20 protein-coding genes, 1 tRNA gene and 2 pseudogenes are annotated in these 22,682 nt (G+C 41.6%); 17 read left to right on the forward strand and 6 right to left on the reverse strand.

What is annotated here, in order from left to right:
• Positions 1-216: 216 nt before the first annotated feature.
• The gene (locus tag NF859_RS08455; protein ID WP_252743846.1) at positions 217-564 is read left to right on the forward strand and encodes a hypothetical protein; all 348 of its coding nucleotides are present in this window, start codon (positions 217-219) and stop codon (positions 562-564) included.
• Here the strand turns inward: NF859_RS08455 and NF859_RS08460 are convergent.
• Entirely contained in the window at positions 561-2,933 is a 2,373-nt protein-coding gene (locus NF859_RS08460) for a Piwi domain-containing protein (protein WP_252743847.1), read from the reverse strand. The genes NF859_RS08455 and NF859_RS08460 overlap by 4 nt on opposite strands.
• Positions 2,934-3,087: 154 nt before the next feature.
• On the opposite strand from NF859_RS08460, the pseudogene NF859_RS10750 reads away from it, so the two are divergent.
• Positions 3,088-3,237 (forward strand): annotated as a pseudogene (locus tag NF859_RS10750) (type II toxin-antitoxin system CcdA family antitoxin); the annotation flags it as partial.
• Between the two features lie 32 nt (positions 3,238-3,269).
• On the opposite strand, the gene NF859_RS08465 reads toward NF859_RS10750, so the two are convergent.
• A tRNA-Gln gene (locus tag NF859_RS08465) sits at positions 3,270-3,345 on the reverse strand.
• A gap of 141 nt (positions 3,346-3,486) precedes the next feature.
• On the opposite strand from NF859_RS08465, the gene fdhF reads away from it, so the two are divergent.
• On the forward strand, positions 3,487-5,496 hold the full coding sequence (gene fdhF / locus NF859_RS08470) for a formate dehydrogenase subunit alpha (protein ID WP_252743848.1): 2,010 nt from the start codon (positions 3,487-3,489) through the stop codon (positions 5,494-5,496).
• On the opposite strand, the gene purF is transcribed toward fdhF, so the two are convergent.
• Positions 5,459-6,790: an amidophosphoribosyltransferase gene (gene purF / locus NF859_RS08475; RefSeq protein ID WP_252743849.1), complete on the reverse strand. Its 1,332-nt coding sequence runs from the start codon at positions 6,788-6,790 to the stop codon at positions 5,459-5,461. The two genes, fdhF and purF, sit on opposite strands and share 38 nt — an antisense overlap.
• A gap of 161 nt (positions 6,791-6,951) precedes the next feature.
• Here purF and purC point away from each other — a divergent pair, with 161 nt between their 5' ends.
• A complete protein-coding gene (gene purC, locus NF859_RS08480) occupies positions 6,952-7,641 on the forward strand; it encodes a phosphoribosylaminoimidazolesuccinocarboxamide synthase (protein WP_252743880.1) in 690 nt (229 codons plus the stop codon).
• An 81-nt stretch (positions 7,642-7,722) separates the two neighbouring features.
• Here purC and NF859_RS08485 read toward each other — a convergent pair whose 3' ends face one another.
• Together NF859_RS08485 and purM are read right to left on the reverse strand one after the other, a co-directional pair.
• The gene (locus NF859_RS08485) at positions 7,723-8,286 is read right to left on the reverse strand and encodes a YiiX/YebB-like N1pC/P60 family cysteine hydrolase (protein ID WP_252743850.1); all 564 of its coding nucleotides are present in this window, start codon (positions 8,284-8,286) and stop codon (positions 7,723-7,725) included.
• Positions 8,287-8,425: 139 nt separating this feature from the next.
• Complete coding sequence (gene purM / locus NF859_RS08490) at positions 8,426-9,430, reverse strand: phosphoribosylformylglycinamidine cyclo-ligase (protein WP_252743881.1); 1,005 nt, start codon at positions 9,428-9,430, stop codon at positions 8,426-8,428.
• Positions 9,431-9,550: 120 nt separating this feature from the next.
• On the opposite strand from purM, the gene purT reads away from it, so the two are divergent.
• Entirely contained in the window at positions 9,551-10,840 is a 1,290-nt protein-coding gene (purT, locus tag NF859_RS08495) for a phosphoribosylglycinamide formyltransferase 2 (protein WP_252743882.1), read from the forward strand.
• A 39-nt stretch (positions 10,841-10,879) separates the two neighbouring features.
• Here purT and purE read toward each other — a convergent pair whose 3' ends face one another.
• On the reverse strand, positions 10,880-11,311 hold the full coding sequence (gene purE, locus NF859_RS08500; RefSeq protein WP_252743851.1) for a 5-(carboxyamino)imidazole ribonucleotide mutase: 432 nt from the start codon (positions 11,309-11,311) through the stop codon (positions 10,880-10,882).
• Positions 11,312-11,416: 105 nt separating this feature from the next.
• Between purE and purD the strand changes: the two genes are divergently transcribed.
• The 12 genes and pseudogenes from purD (at position 11,417) to NF859_RS08560 (ending at position 22,584) form a co-directional block, all read left to right on the forward strand.
• Positions 11,417-12,712, forward strand: a complete 1,296-nt coding sequence (gene purD / locus NF859_RS08505) for a phosphoribosylamine--glycine ligase (protein ID WP_252743883.1) — start codon at positions 11,417-11,419, stop codon at positions 12,710-12,712.
• 1 nt (position 12,713) lies between these two features.
• The gene (locus NF859_RS08510; RefSeq protein ID WP_252743852.1) at positions 12,714-13,856 is read left to right on the forward strand and encodes a formate--phosphoribosylaminoimidazolecarboxamide ligase family protein; all 1,143 of its coding nucleotides are present in this window, start codon (positions 12,714-12,716) and stop codon (positions 13,854-13,856) included.
• 10 nt (positions 13,857-13,866) lie between these two features.
• On the forward strand, positions 13,867-14,112 hold the full coding sequence (gene purS / locus NF859_RS08515) for a phosphoribosylformylglycinamidine synthase subunit PurS (protein WP_252743853.1): 246 nt from the start codon (positions 13,867-13,869) through the stop codon (positions 14,110-14,112).
• A gap of 1 nt (position 14,113) precedes the next feature.
• Positions 14,114-14,785 carry a phosphoribosylformylglycinamidine synthase I gene (gene purQ, locus NF859_RS08520; RefSeq protein WP_252743854.1) on the forward strand — a complete coding sequence of 224 codons (672 nt, stop codon included), beginning with the start codon at positions 14,114-14,116 and terminating at the stop codon, positions 14,783-14,785.
• Between the two features lie 151 nt (positions 14,786-14,936).
• Positions 14,937-15,230, forward strand: a complete 294-nt coding sequence (locus NF859_RS08525; protein WP_232194584.1) for a ribbon-helix-helix domain-containing protein — start codon at positions 14,937-14,939, stop codon at positions 15,228-15,230.
• Positions 15,211-15,591 (forward strand): type II toxin-antitoxin system PemK/MazF family toxin, encoded by a 381-nt coding sequence (locus tag NF859_RS08530; RefSeq protein WP_252743855.1) that lies wholly within the window; start codon positions 15,211-15,213, stop codon positions 15,589-15,591. The genes NF859_RS08525 and NF859_RS08530 overlap by 20 nt, the downstream gene beginning before the upstream one ends.
• A gap of 169 nt (positions 15,592-15,760) precedes the next feature.
• Positions 15,761-17,898: pseudogene (purL, locus tag NF859_RS08535) on the forward strand (phosphoribosylformylglycinamidine synthase subunit PurL).
• 93 nt (positions 17,899-17,991) lie between these two features.
• Positions 17,992-18,993 (forward strand): formate--phosphoribosylaminoimidazolecarboxamide ligase, encoded by a 1,002-nt coding sequence (locus tag NF859_RS08540; RefSeq protein WP_252743856.1) that lies wholly within the window; start codon positions 17,992-17,994, stop codon positions 18,991-18,993.
• Between the two features lie 189 nt (positions 18,994-19,182).
• Positions 19,183-20,634: an IMP dehydrogenase gene (guaB, locus tag NF859_RS08545; RefSeq protein WP_252743857.1), complete on the forward strand. Its 1,452-nt coding sequence runs from the start codon at positions 19,183-19,185 to the stop codon at positions 20,632-20,634.
• 74 nt (positions 20,635-20,708) lie between these two features.
• Entirely contained in the window at positions 20,709-21,632 is a 924-nt protein-coding gene (gene guaA / locus NF859_RS08550) for a glutamine-hydrolyzing GMP synthase (protein WP_252743884.1), read from the forward strand.
• Between the two features lie 47 nt (positions 21,633-21,679).
• Positions 21,680-21,994 (forward strand): nucleotidyltransferase family protein, encoded by a 315-nt coding sequence (locus tag NF859_RS08555; protein ID WP_252743858.1) that lies wholly within the window; start codon positions 21,680-21,682, stop codon positions 21,992-21,994.
• A 23-nt stretch (positions 21,995-22,017) separates the two neighbouring features.
• Positions 22,018-22,584: a GMP synthase subunit A gene (locus NF859_RS08560; RefSeq protein WP_252743859.1), complete on the forward strand. Its 567-nt coding sequence runs from the start codon at positions 22,018-22,020 to the stop codon at positions 22,582-22,584.
• Positions 22,585-22,682: the final 98 nt, after the last annotated feature.

Below are 22,682 nucleotides of genomic sequence, written 5' to 3' on the forward strand. Positions count from 1 at the left end.
AGACATAGTTTAAACAAATATTTAAGATTTTTGTTCATAATCCTGATAAAACTCTCAAAAATTAGTATTCCATCATAGCTTTTGTTTTTTGGACATTTTCTTAGTGGGAGTTGCTTTAATTCTTCTGAAAGCTTGTCCTTCATAGTGAGACTGAAGTCCAACTTTCAGCTATCTTTAATATGTAAGAATGTTTGATATTGTTGATGGGTGGTACTCGTGAAGTTGGATGACTATTACCTAATTTACGACGTCCGCGGGGATGCCCAAAAATCCAGGGAGTACATAAAAGTTAGGGTTTACAGTACAGAGGAATTAAAGAGATTGGTCAAAAGAAGGAAGATGGAGAGCGTACAGGATTATTACGGGGCACAGCTTATTGTTTTCCGCTTAACCCAGCTTCTTGCAAACAAAAAACGCTGTGGTGATGCAATGTTTCTGGTCAATGCGAACTATTGTAGGGAGGTCGGAGTGTTCACAAATGGAAGGAACTTTATCGTGGCAGTTCCAATTTTTGAGGGGAGGGAGGTTAAAAAGACTCTCATACAGCTTTTGGAGTTTGTTTAAGTGACAAAAAATAACGCATTTTCAATGGCCACCCGACTAATCTCGAATTTCCTTACGAAGTTTGAACATTTATGAGCAAAGTGAGCTGGGGCAGGAAGAGATATCACGGCATCCAAGTATGTGGTGTAATTAAGTCTTTGCAAATAAATCAAATAATGGAGAAGATTCCTAGGAAGAGTCTCAGGACCTTTGATGTAACCGTCCTTTGAGTAGTAATATCCTCTCACTGTGTATGGCCTTGCGTAAGATGTACCTTTTTGAGTATTCATTCCTTTATGACCTAAGACGACATACTGGGTAAGATTGCCAGAAGGTAGGGAGGTGTAACTAGGGAGAAACTTTTTATGTTTCCATATTCGTATTCCTGTATCCTTTATTATTTCAACCCCATTAAGTGTTACACCTGATTTTCCAAATTCCTCAAATATCCCTGATTCGAGGATTGTTGAGAGATCTTCTCTCTCAGAAATAGTAAAGAACCCATCTCTTGCCAGAAGAATACCAATTTCTTCAGAATTCCTATTTTTTAGTTCTTTTTTGACCTGAGGAGCACTAAATAACTCTTGAAAGACTTCAAATAGGTTTACAGTTTCTTTATTGTTTGTGTTTTGAGAAATCGCAAATCCTCCTTTGGGAATGCCATTCGGAGTCATTAATACCACACTAGCAGCTACTCCTCTTTGGGTTGCTTCATACTGCCTTGTTACATCAATGCCCAAAATAAGGTCATACTTTGGAGATATTACTTCAGGATTTAAGGAATACATGTAAACTCCTAGCTTTGGTGCAGTTTGAAGAAGAGCTGAATAGCTCTTGTAATTATCATCCAACCCACTTTCGTTTATTCCTTGAATTGCAACTCTTAAGTTAGGCTTTTTAAGGAGATACGACCTCATTTTATGAAATTTTACAATGTTTTTATCTTTAGGTAAGAGTGTTAAAAGCAAAAATGTATCACTTTGATCCTTCTTCATACTTTCAAAATCTTCAATAATTTTTTCTGAATACTTATCAAGAGCCGAAGTTGTCTGTAGTTCCTTCCATACTCCTTTTTCCAAGGGCCTGTCAACTATTTCAGCACCATTTGTGAATGCTTTTCCATAAACACCCTCCTTCAAGCTCAAAACACGTTTGTAAAATATTGATCGTTTGAGTTTTCTTTCCAAATGCTCGGGGTAATAAATGAGAATCTTTAAACTTCCTTTGTGATTTACAAAAGGAATAAGATCTTCCCTAAATGTCCCTTTAGTTAAAAGCAATCCTCTTACACCCCAGCCAAATATGGGGCCTTTTTCTGTTTGTGCCATAAGGATATTTTTGATCTCTGGCAGTCTCATCACATGAGGAGACGTGCTTTTGAACTTCAAGACAAATTCTGCTTTTTTCACAGCATTAGCGTAATTTTTCACAACATCTTCTTCTTGTTTATTAAATAAAATTGACTCAAGTTTCGGGTCAATTATTAATTCGCTATTTAATTCGGTAAAAATAAACAAATCTTGCAAGTATGAAGAAAATCTTGCTTGGTATTTACTGAAACTACTTCTGGAATACTTGCTTTTTGGCACTGCTAGTATCACATACTTTGCGTCCAAGGGGCTTTTAGCAGGATTTAAAGATTTTATTGATTCCTCAATTCTTAAATAGGCATTTCTTTCTTTGATTCTGGTGGAATTTTTCAGTTGGAGTAAGAAGTCATAAGCTTCTTTGTCTTTTAAGATTTTAACAATGTATGAAAAAACGTTATTGCTCTTAATTTTAGGGCTTTTTATTTTTATTTCCTCTTCATTTTGAACATGCTCTTCAATCAGCGCCATAACTTGGTCAAGGCTTTTTTCTGGTAGTTCCCATAATTTTAGTGTTTCAGTTTCTGAAGAATATTTAATGGCAACATAAACAGTTTTTTCATTAAATCCAACAACTTTTATTTGTGGAGTTTTTATTCTTCTTATTCGCACTCCAATATCAGGATTTTCAAGAAAACCCTGTATTTTAGCAGAGTCCACGTAAACTTTGAGCTTCTTTCCAAGTATTTTCTTCACATAAGCAGACATTAGCGAGATGGCAGTTTTTTGAGGATATTTCGATATTTTAACAGGCAAAAGTGACATTGGTTGAAAATCCTTAATCCTTGCTAAAAAGTTTAGCTTATCATAAAAGAAATAATAGTAGTACTCTCCATCTGAATACTTTATCAGGAGCTTTTTGTTCAATTCGTCTTTTAATTCTTCAGGAAGATGTTCATAAGCTTCTTTTTTGCTTGAATATGGATAAACTTCAAGTTGTAGGATTTCATGGCTTATGTCTTCGGGAAGCTCCAATACATTCCATCCGTCCCATCGAAACCAGAAATTTGTATCCATCTTCATCTCGTTGCCCTCATTTAATTCCTGGTAAAGGAGAAGTACTTAAGTTTTTTCTTTCGTTAATTACTGGAATACTACTATTTCGTTAATGATTATTCATAAGTTTTTTCAGAAATTATTTAAGTTTCCAGAATGAATTACGATGTGAGGTGCTTCGATGAGTCGGGACGTGAATACGTATTTGAATACGTATTCTGTACACAGAAGAACATTGAAGCGGAAAGTAACTCTTTCTGTTCGTGCCGATTTGGTGGAAATGGCGAAGGAGAAGGGTATTAACATGTCCAAACTGCTTGAAGAGGCGTTAAAAGAGGAGTTGGGGGTCTGGAGCCTTGGATTTGGTAGCCCCGCGGGGATTCGAACCCCGGTCGCGGGATCCAGAGTCCCGCATGCTTGGCCGCTACACCACGGGGCTACGCCCGATGTTAAATTAAGCAGGGTATTTATAAATCTTACCCACTTAATAACTTTTCAGAACCATTTTATTGCCATTTACATGTAAATTTTTCATAGAAATGTTTTTATTTTTGCCATTTAAGTGTACATAGGTGATAAAGTGAAAGTCGTATGTCCTTATTGCGGTTTTGGATGCAAGCTCATCATCGACCCTCAGACATTAACAGTTAGGCCCTACAAGGGAGAACCAAACAAAGGAAGAATATGCCCCAAAGGTCTCTACGCTATGGAATTCGCCCTCTCAAAGGATAGGATCAAAAAGCCTCTGAAACGAGAAAAAAATACCTTAAAGCCTATAACTTGGGGGCAAGCGATCGATGAAATCTCTCATAAACTCCTTGAGATAAGAGAGTTCTATGGCCCCGATGCTGTTGCTTTCATAGCTTCCTCAAAGACTAGCAACGAAGAAAACTATCTTCTACAAAAAATAGCGAGGCTCTTTGGAACCAATAACATAGACAACTGTGCCAGGCTTTGCCATGAAGCCAGTGTTCATGCACTTAAAATGACACTCGGAACAGGAACCCAAACAAACCCATATGAAGACTTGGAAAAATTTGGGGTCATAGTTATCTGGGGTTACAATCCTGCAGAGACACATCCGGTAGTTTTGGACTACATAAAGAATGCTAAGAAAAAAGGTGCAAGGATAATTGTCATCGATGTTCGTGAGACCCTCACAATGCGTTTTGCGGATTACAAACTTATAATAAAGCCTGGAACCGATGTAGTCCTTGCCAATTCTATTATGCACGTTATAATTAAAGAAGAGCTCTACAACGAAGATTTCATCAAAAAAAGAACAACAGGATTTTCAGAGATTAGAATGGCCACTATGAAATACACCCCCGAATACGCAGAAAGAGTTACTGGAATTCCTGCCTCCCTTATACGAGAAGTTGCAAGAGAGTTTGCCCTAGCAGGCAGTGGAGCAATTATGTGGGGGATGGGGGTAACACAACATGTCTCTGGGGTCGAAAACGTTCTAGCAATAGTAGACCTTGCCCTCCTCTTAGGCTACATAGGTGAGAGAGGGGGCTTATATCCAATGCGAGGGCAGAACAACGTTCAAGGAGCAGCATATATGGGGGCTCTTAGCGAGTTCTTGCCCGGTTATATTCCACTCGATGATGAAAAGTTCAGAAAAAGGGTTGCTTCTCTTTGGGGCGTCAACGACCTTCCAACAGAAAGAGGGTTATACCTTACGGAACTCTGGGATGCAATTGAACGGGGAGATTTAATGGCTCTTTACATTGTTGGAGAGAACCCAGCCGTTAGTGAAGCCAACTTCGCTCGGGTTAGGAAGGCCCTTAAAAAGCTAGACTTATTAGTTGTGCAGGATTTGTTTATGACACAAACAGCCCGTTATGCTCATTATCTCCTCCCTGCCTCGAGTTTCTGTGAAAAGGAAGGCTCGTATATGAACAGTGAACGTAGAATTCAATGGAGTGAAAAAGTCATGGAACCCTTGGGAGACTCCAAACCAGATTGGGAGATATTCACAATGCTTGGAAAAGCTTTGGGCTTGCCTGGGTTCAACTATTCCTCTGTAGAGGAAATAACAGAAGAATATTTTCGTTTGTTTCCTGAACTTGAGGAAAGAGATATAAAAGAACTTAAAGAGAGCGATGGAATATTCCTCCCAAAGAAAAGACTTCACACATGGGAATTCGCAATGCCCGATGGGAAAGCCCGATTCGTTGCTGTGGAACGGATTTTTCCATGGGAAAATACCAACAACGATTATCCCTTTGCTCTAACAACAATTAGGCTCGTAAATAACTACAACACTGGGGAGATAGCACTGAGAAGTCCTTCGCTGGTCAAACTTATGGGAGAACCAAAAGCCGTGATAAGCGAGAATGACGCAAGAAGACTGAGAATAAAGGCAGGTGATCTAATAGAAATTGCAACAAGACGTGGGAAAATTAGAATAAAGGCTGAAATTGGAAAAATTAGGGAAGGAGTTATAGCAATTCCCTTTCACTTTAAAGCAAATAAAATCACCAACAGTGCTCTTAACAAAGCAGGAACACCGGAATTTAAATTTTCAGCTGCAAGAATAAGAAAACTTAAAACCGAAAGGCCCACTCAGGATAATTACCCGTAAGGCATGCTAGGCAGAGATCTCTTTTTCCTACAGCTTTTTTTAGACCCTCAACAGTAAGATAAGACAAACTATCCGCCCCAATTACTTTTCTAACCTTCTCTATGCCCCCAAAAGCTGCTATCAACTCATGTCTGGTTGGAATGTCTATTCCCATATAGCAAGGATGTTTTATTGGAGGGGAGGCTATTCTTACATGCACTTCTTTTGCACCGGCATTTCGTAACATCGCTACTATCCTTTTCATCGTAGTACCCCTCACTATGGAATCATCTACAAGAACAACACACTTTCCATCAATGATATCTCTAACAGGAGAAAGTTTGAGCTTTACTTTTAACTCCCTGTAGAATTGACCAGGCATTATAAAGGTCCTCCCAATATAACGGTTCTTTATTAAACCTTCAGCATATGGAATCCCGCTCACCTGGGAAAAGCCTAATGCAGCTGCTCTTCCGGAATCTGGCACTGGAATGACAACGTCAGCACTTGCAGGACTCTCACGTGCAAGTTCCTGCCCCATCTTAACCCTTGCTTTATAAACACTCACTCCATCAAGAACACTATCTGGCCTCGCAAAGTAGATGTACTCAAAAACACAATGATAATGGCTCTCATTAACTAAAACTTTACTCTCAACACCTTCAGAAATCAAAAACACCTCCCCAGGCTTTACATCCCTAATTTCATCTACAAAAAGCCTCAACGCAGAATCTTCAGAAGCAAAATAGTGACCATCCCCTATGCCATAGCTGAGGGGTCTAAAGCCAAGGGGATCTCTGGCAACCAGTATCTTTCCATCAAAAAGAAAAGCTACAGAGTAGGCCCCTTTAACCTCATTAAAAACTGCTTTCATGGCTTCGAATTCGTCACCAGTTTCCTTCAGGTGCCAGAGAAAAGATATTCCTAAAAGCTCCGAATCAACAGAATGTCTAAACTTTACTCCCCTCTTTTCATATTCCCCCTTCAAAGGTATGAAATTTGTGAGAGTCCCATTGTGTGCCACAGCGATTTCTTTTCCACAACAAAAAGTTTGTAAGGGTTGAGTCTCATTAAGAGAACCTGATGTTGAGTAGCGAACATGAGCTATGGCCATGTTTGACCTAAGCCTCGCAAGCTCACTGCCCCGAAAAACCTCTGAAACTAATCCTCTACCAGATAGGGTTCTTATTTTATGTTTCCATATACTTATTCCAGCACTTTCTTGCCCCCTATGCTGAAGAGCCATGAGAGCATAATACGCTTTTCTAGAAGCGTTCTCTGCCTTGGCTGCAAAGATTCCGCATTTTTCTCTCATAACCTTCCCCCGCGAATCCTTGACTTTTAAATGTTAATTAATCACAAATACTTCAACGTAACTTACCATTCTTAACTTAAAAACTTTGCCCAGATATTAACATAAAAATGACAAAATAAAACTTAAATATTCTAAAATTTCACATAAATATGGTGATACAAATGGAAGTTTATGAAGGAAAAGCGAAGAAAATGATCCCCATGGATGATGGAAAGATGATAATGGAGTTCAAGGACGATGCTACAGCTTTTAATGGAGAAAAAAAGGCACAATTCAAGGGCAAAGGATGGCTTAACGCTCAAATAAGTGCTCTCCTTTTCAAGATCTTGGAAGAGAAGGGCATTAAAAGTCATTTCATAGGTGTTGCCGGCGACAACAGGCTTATCGTAGAAAAGCTTCAAATGTTTCCCGTTGAAGTTGTTGTTAGGAATGTAGTTGCTGGGAGTTTGAAAAAGAGAATCCCCCTAGGAGAGGGCTCCGAACTTCCAGAGCCAATAATAGAATTCTACCACAAAAACGATGCCCTTGGAGATCCAATGATAAACTATTATCACGCAAAAATTCTCGGTATAGATGAAAAAGAAATTAAAGAGATGGAAAAGATAGCACTCAAAGTTAACGAGATCTTACAAGAATATTTCAAAGAAAAAGGAATTTTACTTGTCGACTTCAAGCTCGAATTTGGTAAAAACGAGAAAGGCGAGATAATCCTTGGAGATGAGATAAGCCCAGATACCTGCCGCTTCTGGGATGCAAAGACAAAAGAAAGTTTGGACAAAGATGTGTTCCGTTTTAACAAAGGAGATTTGATTTCAGCTTATGAGGAAATTTATAAGCGTCTCACATCTTGAAGTTTTCTCTGCCTACTTTTTATTTTAGCTTTACAGACAAAAGAAGAGCTTATTCTCCAATATAATAAAAAGAAAAAGCACTCAAGTGGAGTCCCGATAAATCTCTTGAGTGTCAGAATCACCATAGATTTCTTGCGGCGCGACGCCCCAGAAATATTCAAATGAAAATCCTGGATGTGCATCTATATCGATTCCTACAACTTTGTATGCTGCCCATACAAGTTCGGAGCAATAGTAACTGGGTCCATAAACCTGCTTAGTCCAAAGCGCAAAATCATATGGCTTCCCAAGTTGAGCGAGAGCAAATCTAACAGCTCCCCTTTTTTGAGTTTCTGAGGCTGAAACTCTTAGTATCGCCACATCGTCGTACCTTGCCATGTAATCTGAGAGCTTTGTTATTCTCACTCCCGTGAACCACGCCTCAACAACAAACCACTCTCCATTCTTTTCATAGGCCACCATAGCATTGTGAGTCCAATATCCGGGAATTAAAGGGTCACTGTCTGGGCTATGGCCAATGAGCACATCCCCAATCTCTATATCAGCGGGCATTGGATGCTCGTAACTCCCATTCCCTCCAAATGCAAAAGCTGAGCCAGACATAGCAATAAAAACAAATAACACAAAAATAATCTGCACTTTCATGTTCATACCCCCTCAAATTATGACATTAAATCTTTGACTTTAAACAATAAAAAGCTTTGTATTATCTAGAAAAACATTGGGAAATATCAACAATTCTTAAAAATTTGTTATAAATTGTAAACTAAATAAGAAACTGAAATTAAAGCCCCACCCCATAATTCTCTACGACAATTCCTGGCCTTTCTGTCACAACTCCCAAGTCAAAGCTCTCAAAGTACTTGTTTAGGATATCCAATGCTGTATCCCTCTCCGATTGAGGAACGACCACTACCACACCTATTCCCATGTTAAAAACTCTAAACATCTCATCTAACGGAACCCCATTGTCATAAATTAGCCTGAAAATTCCGCTAATTGGAGGCATCTTTAGAGAAAACCCATAAGTTGTAAGGCGCTTGAGGTTCAGCAGTCCCCCTCCAGTAATGTGAGCCAATCCATGAACCTCTACTTTTTTGAGGAGGTCGAGGATTGGTTTAACATAGATCCTCGTAGGTTCAAGTAAATGTTCCCAAAGCTTTTTGCCCTCAAATTCATATTCAAGCCCATATTTGGGAATCAAGAGCTTTCTTGCAAGAGTTAAACCATTAGAATGGATCCCTGAGCTCGAGATCCCTATAACTGCATCTCCAGGCTGTATCTCCTTTCCAGTTATCACCGTATTCTTTTCAACAACTCCAATGGCCGTTCCAGCAAGGTCAAAGCCATTCACAAGCTCTGGTAAGACTGCAGTTTCGCCACCAACTATAGCTATCCCCGACTGTTTTGCTCCCTCATAGAGGCCTTTTGCTATCTCCTGAAAAATTTCCTCATTTGGTTCCTTAACTGCAAGATAGTCCACCAAAGCCACTGGCTCTGCTCCAACACATATCAAATCATTCACATTCATCGCTACCATGTCGATTCCAATGGTATCATATTTCCCAACTGCCTCTGCAACTAAGGTTTTAGTTCCAACTCCATCCGTTGTCATCGCAAGGTAAAAGTCTCCAAAGTCCATCAACGCAGCATAATGGCCTATATTCCCTTTAGGTTCCCCCATTTTTCCCTTCCTAAACTCAAAAGTTGCTTTTGCAAGGGAAATGATTCCTTTTAAGGCTTTTTGAGTCTTTTCATCGTCAACACCAGCTTGCGCATAAGTCAACATGATTATCACCGGAAGGTGTTCGAGAGAAGGCTTTAAAAGTTTTATCATTTTTATGTTCAAAAACTCTTAAATATCCCCAAAGTTTTAACATACAAACGTCAATAAATTTAGGTGATACCCATGATAAGCATTAGAGATGAAATTGGAACTCCCCTAACTGATTCTGCTGTTAAAATTCTCCTTCTTGGGAGTGGCGAACTTGGAAAAGAGATAACCATAGAGGCCCAGAGATTAGGGGTCGAAGTAATCGCAGTCGATAGATATCCAAATGCCCCTGCCATGCAAGTTGCCCATAAAAGCTACGTGGGCAATATGAAAGATAAGGACTTCCTCTGGAGCATTGTGGAAAGAGAAAAACCTGACGCAATAGTACCAGAAATTGAGGCCATAAACCTCGATGCACTCTTTGAGATCGAAAAAGAAGGTTATTTTGTAGTACCAAATGCTAAAGCTACCTGGATAGCCATGCATAGAGAAAGAACTCGTGAGACCCTTGCAAAAGAAGCAAAGGTCCCAACATCTCGTTACGCATATGCAACAACCCTGGATGAGCTCTATGATGCCTGTGAAAAGATAGGCTACCCCTGTCACACTAAGGCCATAATGAGCTCCAGTGGAAAGGGTTCTTACTTCGTTAAAGGGCCTGAAGATGTTCCTAAAGCGTGGGAAGTGGCGAAGAAAAAGGCAAGGGGAAGTGCTGATAAGATAATCGTTGAGGAGCATATAGACTTTGATGTTGAGATTACCGAATTAGCGGTTAGGCACTTCGATGAGAATGGAAAAATTGTAACAACCTTCCCAAAGCCTGTTGGCCATTACCAAATTGAAGGGGATTACCACTCAAGCTGGCAGCCTGCAGAGATAAGTGAAAAGGCCGAGCGCGAGGTGTATAGAATAGCCAAACGCATAACCGACGCCCTCGGAGGTCTTGGAATATTTGGTGTCGAGATGTTTGTTAAAGGAGACAAAGTATGGGCCAACGAAGTTTCTCCAAGACCCCACGACACCGGAATGGTAACCATGGCTTCCCATCCAACTGGTTTTTCTGAATTTGGACTCCACGTTAGAGCTGTGTTGGGCCTTCCAATTCCGGCCATTGAAGAAAATGGCACCAGAAAGTTCCCGATTTTAACTTCTGCAGCAACTCACGTAATCCTTTCAAATCAAGAAGGCTATGCCCCAAAGTTTAGGAACATCTTCAAAGGCCTAAACGTACCAAATACAACAATAAGACTCTTCGGGAAGCCTGAAGCATACAAAGGAAGACGTCTTGGTGTTGCATTAGCATGGGATAAAGACGTTCAAGTTGCTAAGAGGAAAGCGGAAAGGGTTGCCCATATGATTGAGCTGAGAACAAGAAGCGGTGAATGGCAGAGTCAGGATTATGAAAAAAGAAAACATCTGCTTTAATTTCCCCATTTAGTTCTTAATTTTTTGAATAGGGAAACATCAAGTTCTCATACTCTCCCTGTATTTTTCAAGCTTTTCTCTGAGCTTCTCGTCCTTTAATGCTAGGATCTGCACGGCCAGTAATGCCGCATTTTTTCCATTGTCGATTCCAACTGAGGCAACTGGAACACCAGGAGGCATTTGAGCAATACTCAAGAGGGCATCCAATCCACCAAGCTTTGCAGAAACGGGAACTCCTATAACTGGTTTGGTTGTATGGGCCGCTATAACTCCTGGCAGAGCAGCACTTAAGCCAGCTATGGCAATGAAAACCTCATAGTCTTTCTTTGCAAGCTCCTCAACTTTTTTAGGGTTCCTGTGAGCTGAAGCCACTTCAACATCGTAACTAACTCCAAACTCATCAAACACCTTAGTGACTTTTTCCGCTATGTGTGAATCACTTTTGCTACCCATTACAACGAGTACCTTCATCATATCACCACATTTTTCTCCGGCTTTCCCTTTATAAGTTTTGTCATTTAAATGTTAAAATAAAACTTAAAAATACTAAATTTTAACAAATTCATGGTGAAGATCATGCGTGTTTTACTCGTTGGTGCTGGAGGAAGGGAAAGTGCAATTGCCGAGGCTCTTTCAAAGGATGCAGAACTGTATGTTGTTGCAAAACACAAGAATCCCGGAGTTATGAAACTAGCAAAGGATTATGGGCTTGCAAAAGAGACTGACGTTCAAAAAGTCCTTGAGTTTGCTTTGAAGTGGAGTGTTGATCTGGCTTTTATTGGACCAGAAGCACCTTTGGAGAGAGGAATTGTCGATGTCTTGGAAGAAAATGGAATTCCAGCAGTTGGGCCAACAAAAGAAGCTGCTCAACTCGAAACGAATAAGGCCTTTGCGAGACAAATAATGGAAAGATATAAAGTTCCCGGAAGAAAACTCTTCAGGGTTTTTGATGACATAGCTGAGATGAAAGCATGGATTGATGAGTTTGGAAAGCCAGTGGTTGTTAAACCCCTTGGACTCACCGGTGGTAAAGGAGTCAAAGTCGTCGGATACCAATTGAAGGACAACAAAGAGGCAAAAGAGTACGCAAAGGCTCTCATAGAAAAAGACGGAAAGGTTCTCATAGAGGAGCGCACAGATGGTGTTGAATTCACATTCCAGGTTTTTACTGATGGAAAGAAAGTTATTCCAATGCCTCTGGCCCAGGATTACCCCCATGCTTATGAAGGCGATGTAGGCCCAATAACTGGCGGCATGGGTTCTTATTCCTGCGAAAACCATCTTCTACCCTTTATCCCAAAGGATGACTACGAGAAAGCCCTTGAAACGCTTAAAGCCACAATCGATGCTATGAGAAAAAATGGAACACCATACAAAGGCATTCTCTACGGCCAGTTCATGCTTGCAAACGATGAGCCGAAGATAATAGAGTTCAATGCCCGCTTTGGTGATCCAGAGGCCATGAATGTTCTACCAATTTTGAAAACTTCCCTTGTGGAGATCGGGGAGGGAATTATTGATGGTAACTTAAAGAAAGCTGAATTCGAGCAAAAAGCAACAGTTGTGAAGTATGTTGCCCCCAAAGGATATCCCACTAATCCAATAAAAGGAGTTAAGCTTCAAATCAACGAGGATAAAATCAGAGAAGAGGGGGCTAAAGTTTACTATGCATCAATTGATGAGAACTTCACAATGCTCGGCTCAAGGGCTCTGGCCATTGTGGGAGTAGCTGATTCTTTAGAGGAAGCTGAAAAGATAGCTTCTCATGGGATAAAGCACGTTAATGGAGATATCTTCTACCGCAGAGATGTAGGAACTAAGGAAAGTATTGCAAAAAGAATCGAGATTATGAAAACAATTAGAGGTGAATGAAATGATAGAAAGAGAGCAGATTCTGGAGGTTTTAAAAAACTATGATAAAGAGGGAATAATTATCGGGGCAATCGGAAGTCACTCCGCATTGGATATAGCAGATGGCGCCAAAGCAGAAGGGTTTAAAACGGTTATAGTCTCTCAAAGGGGAAGGCACAGGACATATGCTGAGTATTTTAAGCAAAAAACAACAAAAGATGGCCTCACAAAAGGCTTTATTGATGAGGTAATTGTGTTGGAAAAGTTCGGTAAAATTATCGATATCCAAGAGGAACTGAGAAAGAGGAATGTTATCTTTGTCCCCAACCGTTCATTTGTGGTTTATACAGGAATTGATAGGGTGGAGAATGAGTTCCTGGTACCTCTCTTTGGAAGCAGAAACTTATTAAGGAGCGAAGAGAGAAGTGAAGAGAAGAGCTACTACTGGCTCTTAGAGAAAGCTGGCTTACCCTATCCTGAGCCCGTCAAACCAGAGGAGATTGACGACGTTGGTCTCGTGATAGTCAAACTCCCTCACGCAAAGAAGAGACTTGAAAGGGGATTTTTCACCGCCGCAAGCTACAAAGAATTTAGAGAAAAAGCCGAGAAGCTCATGAAGCTTGGCGTAATTACCGAGGAAGATCTAACCAAAGCAAGGATTGAGCGTTACATCATTGGCCCAGTCTTCAACTTTGACTTCTTCTACTCCCCAATTGATGAGGAAATTGAGCTCCTTGGAATAGACTGGCGCTTTGAGACAAGTTTGGACGGACATGTTAGATTACCTGCCCCTCAGCAGATGACCTTACCCGAGCATCAGTTTGAACCAGAGTACACCGTCTGCGGTCATGCATCCTCAACACTAAGGGAGAGCCTCCTTGAGAAGGTCTTCGACATGGCCGAGCGCTATGTGGAAGGCGCAAAGAAATACTATCCACCCGGTGTTATTGGGCCTTTCACACTTCAAACGGCTGTTGATAAAGACCTCAACTTCTACATCTACGATGTCGCCCCAAGAACCGGTGGTGGAACAAACATCCACATGGCGATGGGCCATCCATATGGAAACGCTCTCTGGAGAAAGGAGATGAGTACCGGAAGAAGAATTGCGCTTGAAATTAAGAGGGCTATTGAGCTGGACGAGCTTGAGAAGGTTGTTACTTGAGGTGATGCTCATGAAATGGAAAGCTAAGGTTGTAATCCGCTTAAAAGAAGGGCTTAACGATCCCGAAGGGAGAGTCATTGGAAAGGCGCTCAAAAACTTAGGCTATAAAGTTGAAGAGCTGAAGGTTCCAAAATATTTCGAGCTCATTTTTGAAAGCGAAACTCCAGAGAAAGATGTCGAGGAGATGTGCAAACGCCTGCTCGCAAACCCAGTTATCCACACTTACGAGTACCAAATCGAGCCTTTAGGTGAGTGAAATGCCAAAGTTCGCTGTCATAGTATTCCCAGGGACAAACTGCGATTTTGAAACCCTTGAAGCAATTAAAAAAGCTGGTGGAAAAGCGGAGAGAGTCTGGTATAAGCAAAGCCTCAAAGACTTTGATGGCGTTGTTTTGCCCGGTGGATTCAGCTATGCCGACTACCTAAGGGCCGGAGCAATAAGTGCAAGGGCAGAGGTAATGGAGGAAATTAAGGCCCTTGCCAATGAAGGCAAACCCGTTTTAGGCATTTGCAACGGCTTTCAAATCTTAACGGAGTCAGCTCTTCTGCCGGGAGCATTGAGACCAAATAAGATTCCAAGCTTCCTATGCAAGTGGGTTTACCTTAAAGTGAGCGACACCCAAACGGCTTTTACCCAATTCTACAAAGAGGGAGAGGTCATTAGAATGCCAATAGCACATGCTGAAGGGAATTACTACTCCGAGAGCTTAGATAGCATAAGGATAACCTTCCAGTACAGCGACGAGAAAGGAGAGATAACGGAAGATGCAAACCCCAACGGCTCTCTCTTGAACATAGCGGGAATAAGCAACGAGAAGGGCAACGTTCTCGGCATGATGCCCCACCCGGAGAGAGCGAGCGACAAATGGCTGGGAAGCGAGGACGGGTTGAGGATCTTCAAGAGCATGGTGGAATATGCTAAGAGGTGATCTTTAGGACTGAGTCCCTAAAACGCCTAAATTTTCCTTTACCTTCCTATTCCTAAGTCCTCGAGCGTGAGCATTTTTACAGCCTTTGTACTTTATGCAATTTTGTACACATAAGATAAATCTTTTTAAATTTGTCCGACAAATAGATAAAATGGTGAGACAAATGGCTACAACGGTTAAGGTATCTGCAAGAATACCTCCCGCTCTTGCAAAAGAAATGGAAAAACTTATTGAAGCCGGAATTTATTCTAACAAAAGTGAGATCATCAAAGATGCACTCAGAGAATTCCTCCTGAAAAAGAAGTATCTCCAAGCCGATGAAAGGGAATACATCAGAAACATGCTAAAAGCTATGGAGCCAATTCTTGCAGAAGACTGGGAGAGCGAGGCTGATGCACAGTGGGACGAATACGGAGGAATTGACTATGAACCAGATAAAGCCTAAAGGAAACCTTCAACAGTGGGAAATAATCCTTCTCGAGTTTCCATTCACAAATCTTCGCAAAAAGAAGCTACGACCGGTTTTGATAGTCTCCAATAATGTTCTTAACAAAATCAGCAACAGCATTATAACTGTTCAAATAACCTCAAACCTATCAAGTGGTTTTAAAGAGTACAACGTTTTGCTCTCTGATTCCGACGTTAATAGATATGCAGGAACTCAACCACTTTACCAAAGCGTGATAAAGCCTTATGTAGTTTTCACCATTGAAAAGCAAATGGTTAAAAAGAGACTCGGCATATTAAAACCCCATAAAATTAAGGAAGTTAAAGAAAGCATGAAAAAAGTTTTCTCAATCTCCTGATAATTTAATCCCTACTTCATTTGATGTCTTAGTAGGCTTTTTCTTTTTTCTGTGATATCATCCTTTAAATCAGAAAATTCTCGCAAAGAGTTTTTAACATTTTTATGTATAGATAAACCTTAAAAACTCCAAATTTTTACATTTTTCTGGTAATAAAGGAGGTGTCAAGATGTTTCCTCACGAAGAAAAGATCATCCGTGAAAGGCTCGGTAGAGAGCCTAATGAAGTTGAAAAATCCATGCTTGAGGTAATGTGGAGCGAGCATGCATCATACAAATCAAGCAGAAAGTGGCTCAAACTTTTACCCACGAGGAACGAGCACGTTATTTTAGGCCCGGGGGAAGATGCAGGCGTTGTAAAATTTGATGAAAATACAGCCATAGTTGTTGGAATAGAAAGTCACAACCATCCAAGCGCTGTTGAGCCCTATGGTGGAGCAGCCACAGGTGTTGGAGGGATTGTTAGGGATATACTCTGTATGGGAGCAAGACCTATAGCTCTGCTCGATCCCATACGCTTTGGGCCCCTAGAGAAGGAGCGCAACAAGTACCTTTTTGAGTACGTAGTTAAGGGAATAGCTGATTATGGCAATAGAATAGGCGTTCCTACTGTTGGTGGCGAGACAGAGTTTGATGAAAGCCTTGACAGCTACACACTTGTCAACGTTGCTTGTATTGGTTTAATGAGACCCGAAGAGCTTGTGCACAGCTATGTGGAGGAGAGCGGCCTTTTGCTTGTTTTGGTTGGTAACAAAACAGGAAGGGATGGAATCCACGGCGTAACATTTGCGAGCGAAGAGCTGAGTGAGAATGCAGAAGAGGAAGATCGCTCCGCAGTGCAGATTCCCGATCCATTTACAGAGAAGCTTTTGATTGAGGCAACGCTTGAAGCCCTTGCAACCGGAAAAGTCAAGGCCCTTAAAGACCTTGGTGGTGGCGGTCTAACATGCGCCTCCTCGGAGATGGCCGGAAAGAAAGGGTTTGGTGCGATAATCTACGCGGATAGAGTGCCCCAAAGAGAGCCAAATATGAACCCAATGGAAGTCATGATTTCCGAGAGCCAGGAAAGAATGCTCTTCGCCGTTAGGAAAGAAGATCTGGAAGAGATAACAAAGATTTTTGAGAAGTATGAGCTTGAGTGGACTGTTGTTGGTGAGATCATAGAAGAGCCTAGGTATATCGTCTACTGGAATGGTGAAAAGGTCGCCGACCTGCCCATAGACCTCCTCACGGAAGTGCCAACGATAGAGTGGGAGGCAAAGCCCTACAACATTGAGAGAGACGTTGAGACGCCGGAAATAGGGCTCGAAGAGGCTTTCCTTAAAGTGCTCTCAAGCCCCAATATAGTAAGCAAGGAGTGGATATGGCAACAGTATGATCATGAGGTTCAAGGAAGGACGGTTCTAAAGCCCGGAAAGGACGCAGCGGTGCTAAAAATAAACAACGAATACGGCTTGGCTTTTGTTAGCGATGGAAACCCGTCTCACAGCTACCTGAACCCATATCACGGAGCTATGGGTGCTGTTGCCGAAGTCGTTAGGAACTTAGCTAGTGTAGGGGCAAGACCTTTGGCCTTGGTTGACAACCTGAACTTTGCCTCTCCTGAAAGACCTGAGGTTTACTGGGGCTTCATAGAAACCATTAAAGGGCTCGTCGATGCAGCAAGGGCCTTTGGTTTAGCATATGTGAGTGGGAACGTGAGTTTTTACAATGAGGTGGGCAATAAGCCTATAAAACCGACCCCCGTGGTTGCCGGATTGGGAAAAGTAAGGCTCGAAAACATTACAACAATGGATTTCAAAGATGAGGGAGACCTTATAGCTATTGTTGGGGTTACGAAGAAAGAGCTTGGAGGGAGCAAGCTCTACAGAGTTTTAAACATTGAAGGCGGGTTTGCGCCAAGAGTAAACCTTGAGCGAGAAAAAAGAAATGTAGAGGGGATTTTAAAAGCAATAGAGCTTGGAATAGTAAAGGCTGTTCACGACGTTAGCAAGGGTGGAATAGCTGTAGCACTTGCTGAGATGGCCTTAAGTGGGAACATTGGATTCGAGGTTGACATAAGTAAGGTTCCAGTCGAAGAAAAACTCAATCCCGTGGATGTTATGTTCTCGGAGAGCCATAGTCGATTTATAATAAGCTTTGAAGAAAAAGACCTCGAAAAGGTCAACACCCTCTTCGATGAATTTGCAGTAATTGGAAGGGTTGGAGGAAAGAGGCTTGTCTTCAGATGCGGAGAAGAACACATCTCTATGATTTAGAAAAAGTCAGAGAGCTTTATAACTCACTTCCAAAGTTGCTGGGAGAATGAGTTCATGAAAAATTAACAACTCCTAATTTTTAACATTCTTATGCCAAAATAAACCTTAAAAATCCCAAATTTTTACATTTTCTTGGTGATGAAATGGAGTTTAGGATTGGAACATACGCCTCTCACTCTGCACTTCAAATACTTCACGGAGCAAAGCAAGAAGGGTTCAAAACAATAGCTTTTGGAAAGGCAAGGGTAAAACCGCTGTATACAAAATACTTTCCCGTTGCCGATGAATTTATCGCCAAGGATTATCCCGAAGAGGAACTTATCGAGAGGAACGCGATAGTCATTCCAACCGGTTCTTTTGTTGCTTATCTCGGCATCGAGAGAGTTGAGAGCATGAGAGCACTATACTATGGAAACAAAAAGGTTCTCCAGTGGGAAAGCGATAGGGAGCTTGAGAGAAAATGGTTCTTGGAAGCAAAAATAAGGGCTCCCGAGGTCATTGAAGACCCCGATGATATAGATAGACCAGTGATAGTAAAGCCTCACGGAGCGAAAGGTGGCAGAGGGTATTTTTTAGCCCAAACACCAGAAGAGTTCTGGAAAAAAGCTTCAAAGCTTGGAATTAAGGACAAAGAAGACCTAAAGCATGTTCAGATACAGGAATACGTCATAGGTGTTCCCGTTTACCCACACTTCTTCTACTCGAAGCTCAACAAAGAGCTTGAGCTTATGAGCGTGGACAAGAGATACGAAAGCAACGCAGATGCAATAGGAAGGATAAGCGCAGAGCAGCAGCTTGAAATTGGGGTGGAAACGAGCTATACCGTTGTAGGAAACATACCAATAGTACTTAGGGAAAGCCTGCTCATGGATATAATCGAGGCTGGAGAGAGAGCGGTAAAAGCGTCAGAAAAGCTTATGGGAGGACTTTGGGGGCCTTTCTGCCTTGAGGGGGTTATCACAGAGGACATGGAATTTGTGGTCTTTGAAATCTCAGCGAGAATCGTTGCCGGGACGAATCCCTTCATAAACGGCTCACCATACACATGGCTCAGATACAACGAGCCAATGAGCACTGGAAGGAGAATTGCCAGAGAGATAAGGCAGGCAATTGAAGAAGATAGACTTGACGAGATCTTAACTTAGCTCTGATATCTCAGAACAAGTTTATCGCAAAATATAGAATTTATAAAGGGAAGGATTGCTCATTTTATTCCCACTCCAATTTTAACAAAAATTTGATCATTCATAGGGTTTCGAGCATAAATTTTGGCATAGTAAACTTTAAAAGACCCATAGCTTCTCACCATAAAAAGGGTGAGGAGGAGAAAAAGAATGGGGAAATTTGAACAAAAGCTTGTTAATGCAATAAAAGGATACACCTTTGATGATGTGCTTTTAATTCCGCAGGCAACTGAAGTGGAGCCGAAAGATGTCGACGTTTCTACCCAAATCACTTCAAAGATAAAGCTCAACATCCCAATTCTCAGTGCAGCAATGGACACAGTTACGGAATGGGAAATGGCAATAGCCATGGCAAGGGAAGGTGGGCTAGGAGTTATCCACAGGAATATGAGCATAGAAGAGCAGGTAAAAATGGTAAAAAGAGTGAAAAGGGAAGAAACCATAGAAGAGGTTATCACGATTTCTCCAGAGGAAAGCATAGATTACGCACTCTTTTTAATGGAAAGGGAAGGCATAGACGGATTACCAGTTATTGAAAATGGAGAATTAGTCGGGATAGTAACAAAAACCGACATAACGACCAGAGAAGGACAAAGAGTCGGAGATGTGATGACGAAGGAAGTTATAACAGCAAGAGAAACTGCCAGCATAGAGGAGATAATGGGCCTGATGATTGAGAACAATATAGATAGGGTACCAATAGTAAATGAAGAGGGCAAACTGGTTGGGATTATAACCGTTGGCGACCTCTTAGCTAGGAAAAAGCACAAAAACGCAGTTAGAGACAAAGACGGCAGGCTAATAGTTGCCGCTGCAGTGTCTCCTTTTGACATAAAGAGGGCACTTGCCCTCGATAAGGCCGAAGCAGATATTATCGTCGTTGATACCGCTCATGCACACAACCTCAAAGCAATAAAGGCAATGAAAGAAATGAGAAGCAAAATCGACGCAGAGATGATAGTTGGAAATATAGCAAACCCAAAGGCTGTTGACGACTTAACTTTTGCAGATGCAGTTAAAGTGGGAATTGGACCAGGAAGCATCTGCACGACAAGAATTGTAGCGGGAGTTGGAGTTCCACAGATAACGGCAATCTCCATGGTGGCAGATAGGGCTGAGGAATATGGAATCAAAGTAATAGCAGATGGAGGCATAAGGTATTCCGGGGACATCGTCAAGGCCATAGCGGCAGGAGCAGATGCGGTTATGCTGGGGAACCTCTTGGCAGGAACTAAAGAAGCTCCCGGAAGGGAAGTCACAATAAACGGAAGGAAATACAAGCAATATAGAGGAATGGGAAGCTTGGGAGCAATGATGAAGGGAGGAGCGGAGAGGTACTACCAGAAGGGACACATGAAAACGAGGAAATTCGTCCCAGAGGGTATTGAGGGGGTTGTTCCCTACAAAGGTAGAGTAAGTGAAGTGCTTTACCAGCTTGTGGGTGGATTAAAGGCGGGAATGGGATACGTTGGAGCAAGAAACATTGAAGAACTTAAGGAAAAGGGACAGTTCGTGATAATAACCCAGGCAGGGGTTAGAGAAAGCCATCCCCATGATGTAGCAATAACAAACGAGGCGCCAAATTATCCTCTCGAAAGGTGATTTTTACATTTTTATGTTCAAAATAGCAAAATTTTTAAATCAAATTTTACAATTTTATGTCGAAGGTGACGCTCATGTGGGAAAAGTTTATTGAAGAGAAAGTTAACGAAATTAGAGAGACCGTTGGAGATGGAAAGGCAATAATAGCACTAAGCGGAGGCGTAGACAGCTCAACAGCGGCAATATTAGCCTATAAGGCCATTGGTGATAGGCTCTATGCGGTCTTCGTGAACACTGGATTTCTGAGAAAGGGAGAACCAGAGTTCGTTATAAAAACTTTCAGAGATGAGTTCGGCCTGAACTTGATCTATGTAGATGCCCAAGAGAGGTTTTTTGAGGCACTTAAAGGTGTAACCGATCCAGAGAAAAAGAGAAAAATCATAGGAAAAACGTTCATAGATGTCTTTGAGGAAGTGGCAAGGAAAATCAACGCGGATTTCTTAATTCAGGGCACTATAGCCCCAGACTGGATCGAAAGCCAAGGGAAGATAAAGAGCCACCACAATGTTGGCGGCTTGCCTGAGAGATTGAACCTCAAGCTCATAGAGCCCCTAAGGGATCTCTACAAAGACGAGGTGAGAGAGGTTGCAAGAGAACTCGGTTTGCCGGAGAAGATATACAAGCGCATGCCATTTCCGGGTCCAGGATTAGCCGTGAGGGTTATTGGTGAAGTGACACCGGAGAAAATAGCCATAGTAAGGGAAGCTAATGCAATAGTGGAGGAAGAGATTGAAAAAGCTGGTCTAAAGCCATGGCAAGCGTTTGCCGTGCTCCTTGGGGTCAAAACGGTTGGTGTGCAGGGAGATATAAGGGCATACAAAGAAACAATAGCCGTCAGAGTTGTCGAGAGCCTAGACGGCATGACAGCAAATGCAATGGACGTTCCCTTTAAGGTGCTCCAGAGGATAGCTTTCAGGATAACGAGCGAAATTCCCCAAGTAGGAAGGGTTCTCTACGACATAACTAACAAACCTCCAGCTACAATTGAGTTTGAGTGATAACGTTTATTTAATTTTTCAACTAAATTTTCAATGGTGTATGAGGAATGAGCATTCAGCTCCTCTTAAAAGAACTAAGAGAAAAAGTTCATTCCATATTGGGGGATAAGCTTAAAGAAGTCATCCTTTATGGTTCTTATGCCAGAGGGGATTATTCCACCGAAAGCGATGTAGATGTTCTGTTAATTGTAAAGGAAAGACTGAGTCTTGAAGAATACGAGAAAATTATGGAAGTTATAGCAGAGCTAAGTCTCAAATATGAGAAGGTTATATCCATAATAGACTACCCAGAGAACATTTTTATGACTTCTGATTCGCCATTTTTGCAAAATGTGAAAAAGGAGGGAATCAAGATTGAATAAGTTTGAAGCTTGGAGGGAGATAAATGATCATCATAATGGATAATCACGGGCAGTACGTGCACAGGATTTGGAGAACCCTACGCTACCTCGGCGTTGAGGCGAAAATAATCCCAAACACAACGCCGCTTGAAGAGATAAAGGCAATGAAGCCCAAGGGAATTATCTTCTCAGGTGGGCCAGATTTGGAAAGAACTGGAAATTGTGAAGCTGTCTTAGAGAACTACGAAGACTTCAACGTGCCTATAGTTGGAATATGTTTGGGACATCAGCTCATAGCAAAGCACTTTGGCGGCAAAGTTGGTAGGGGAGAAAAAGCAGAATACAGCCTCGTTGAGGTCGAGATAATCAAGGAGAACGATATCTTCAAGGGACTCCCAAAGAGGCTTAAAGTTTGGGAAAGCCACATGGATGAGGTGAAAGAGCTTCCAGAAGAGTTTGAGCTCCTAGCTAAGAGTGAATTTTGCCCTGTTGAAGCAATGAAGCACAAAGAACTTCCAATTTATGGGGTTCAGTTTCATCCGGAGGTTGCACACACAGAGATGGGAAGTGAGATTTACAGAAACTTTGCCAGGCTCTGTGGGGAGCTTTAACTATGCAGTAACTTGATTAGAAAGCTTAGATAGTAGTTTGTTGCTTATTTTTGCCATCTCTTTTATGATTAATTATCATCAGTAAAAACAAAACTTTT

Source organism: Thermococcus alcaliphilus (assembly GCF_024054535.1).
GTDB lineage: Archaea > Methanobacteriota_B > Thermococci > Thermococcales > Thermococcaceae > Thermococcus_A > Thermococcus_A alcaliphilus.

Bases quoted from the DNA above. Each gene is read 5' to 3' on its own strand.
- purD (WP_252743883.1), top strand. From the start codon at position 11,417: ATGCGTGTTTTACTCGTTGGTGCTGGAGGAAGGGAAAGTGCAATTGCC.
- NF859_RS08460 (WP_252743847.1), bottom strand. From the start codon at position 2,933: ATGAAGATGGATACAAATTTCTGGTTTCGATGGGACGGATGGAATGTA.
- NF859_RS08530 (WP_252743855.1), top strand. From the start codon at position 15,211: ATGAACCAGATAAAGCCTAAAGGAAACCTTCAACAGTGGGAAATAATC.
- NF859_RS08485 (WP_252743850.1), bottom strand. From the start codon at position 8,286: ATGAAAGTGCAGATTATTTTTGTGTTATTTGTTTTTATTGCTATGTCT.
- purC (WP_252743880.1), top strand. From the start codon at position 6,952: ATGGAAGTTTATGAAGGAAAAGCGAAGAAAATGATCCCCATGGATGAT.
- purF (WP_252743849.1), bottom strand. From the start codon at position 6,790: ATGAGAGAAAAATGCGGAATCTTTGCAGCCAAGGCAGAGAACGCTTCT.
- NF859_RS08510 (WP_252743852.1), top strand. From the start codon at position 12,714: ATGATAGAAAGAGAGCAGATTCTGGAGGTTTTAAAAAACTATGATAAA.
- purS (WP_252743853.1), top strand. From the start codon at position 13,867: ATGAAATGGAAAGCTAAGGTTGTAATCCGCTTAAAAGAAGGGCTTAAC.
- NF859_RS08555 (WP_252743858.1), top strand. From the start codon at position 21,680: ATGAGCATTCAGCTCCTCTTAAAAGAACTAAGAGAAAAAGTTCATTCC.
- guaB (WP_252743857.1), top strand. From the start codon at position 19,183: ATGGGGAAATTTGAACAAAAGCTTGTTAATGCAATAAAAGGATACACC.
- NF859_RS08525 (WP_232194584.1), top strand. From the start codon at position 14,937: ATGGTGAGACAAATGGCTACAACGGTTAAGGTATCTGCAAGAATACCT.
- purT (WP_252743882.1), top strand. From the start codon at position 9,551: ATGATAAGCATTAGAGATGAAATTGGAACTCCCCTAACTGATTCTGCT.
- purQ (WP_252743854.1), top strand. From the start codon at position 14,114: ATGCCAAAGTTCGCTGTCATAGTATTCCCAGGGACAAACTGCGATTTT.
- guaA (WP_252743884.1), top strand. From the start codon at position 20,709: ATGTGGGAAAAGTTTATTGAAGAGAAAGTTAACGAAATTAGAGAGACC.
- NF859_RS08560 (WP_252743859.1), top strand. From the start codon at position 22,018: ATGATCATCATAATGGATAATCACGGGCAGTACGTGCACAGGATTTGG.
- purE (WP_252743851.1), bottom strand. From the start codon at position 11,311: ATGAAGGTACTCGTTGTAATGGGTAGCAAAAGTGATTCACACATAGCG.
- NF859_RS08540 (WP_252743856.1), top strand. From the start codon at position 17,992: ATGGAGTTTAGGATTGGAACATACGCCTCTCACTCTGCACTTCAAATA.
- purM (WP_252743881.1), bottom strand. From the start codon at position 9,430: ATGTTGACTTATGCGCAAGCTGGTGTTGACGATGAAAAGACTCAAAAA.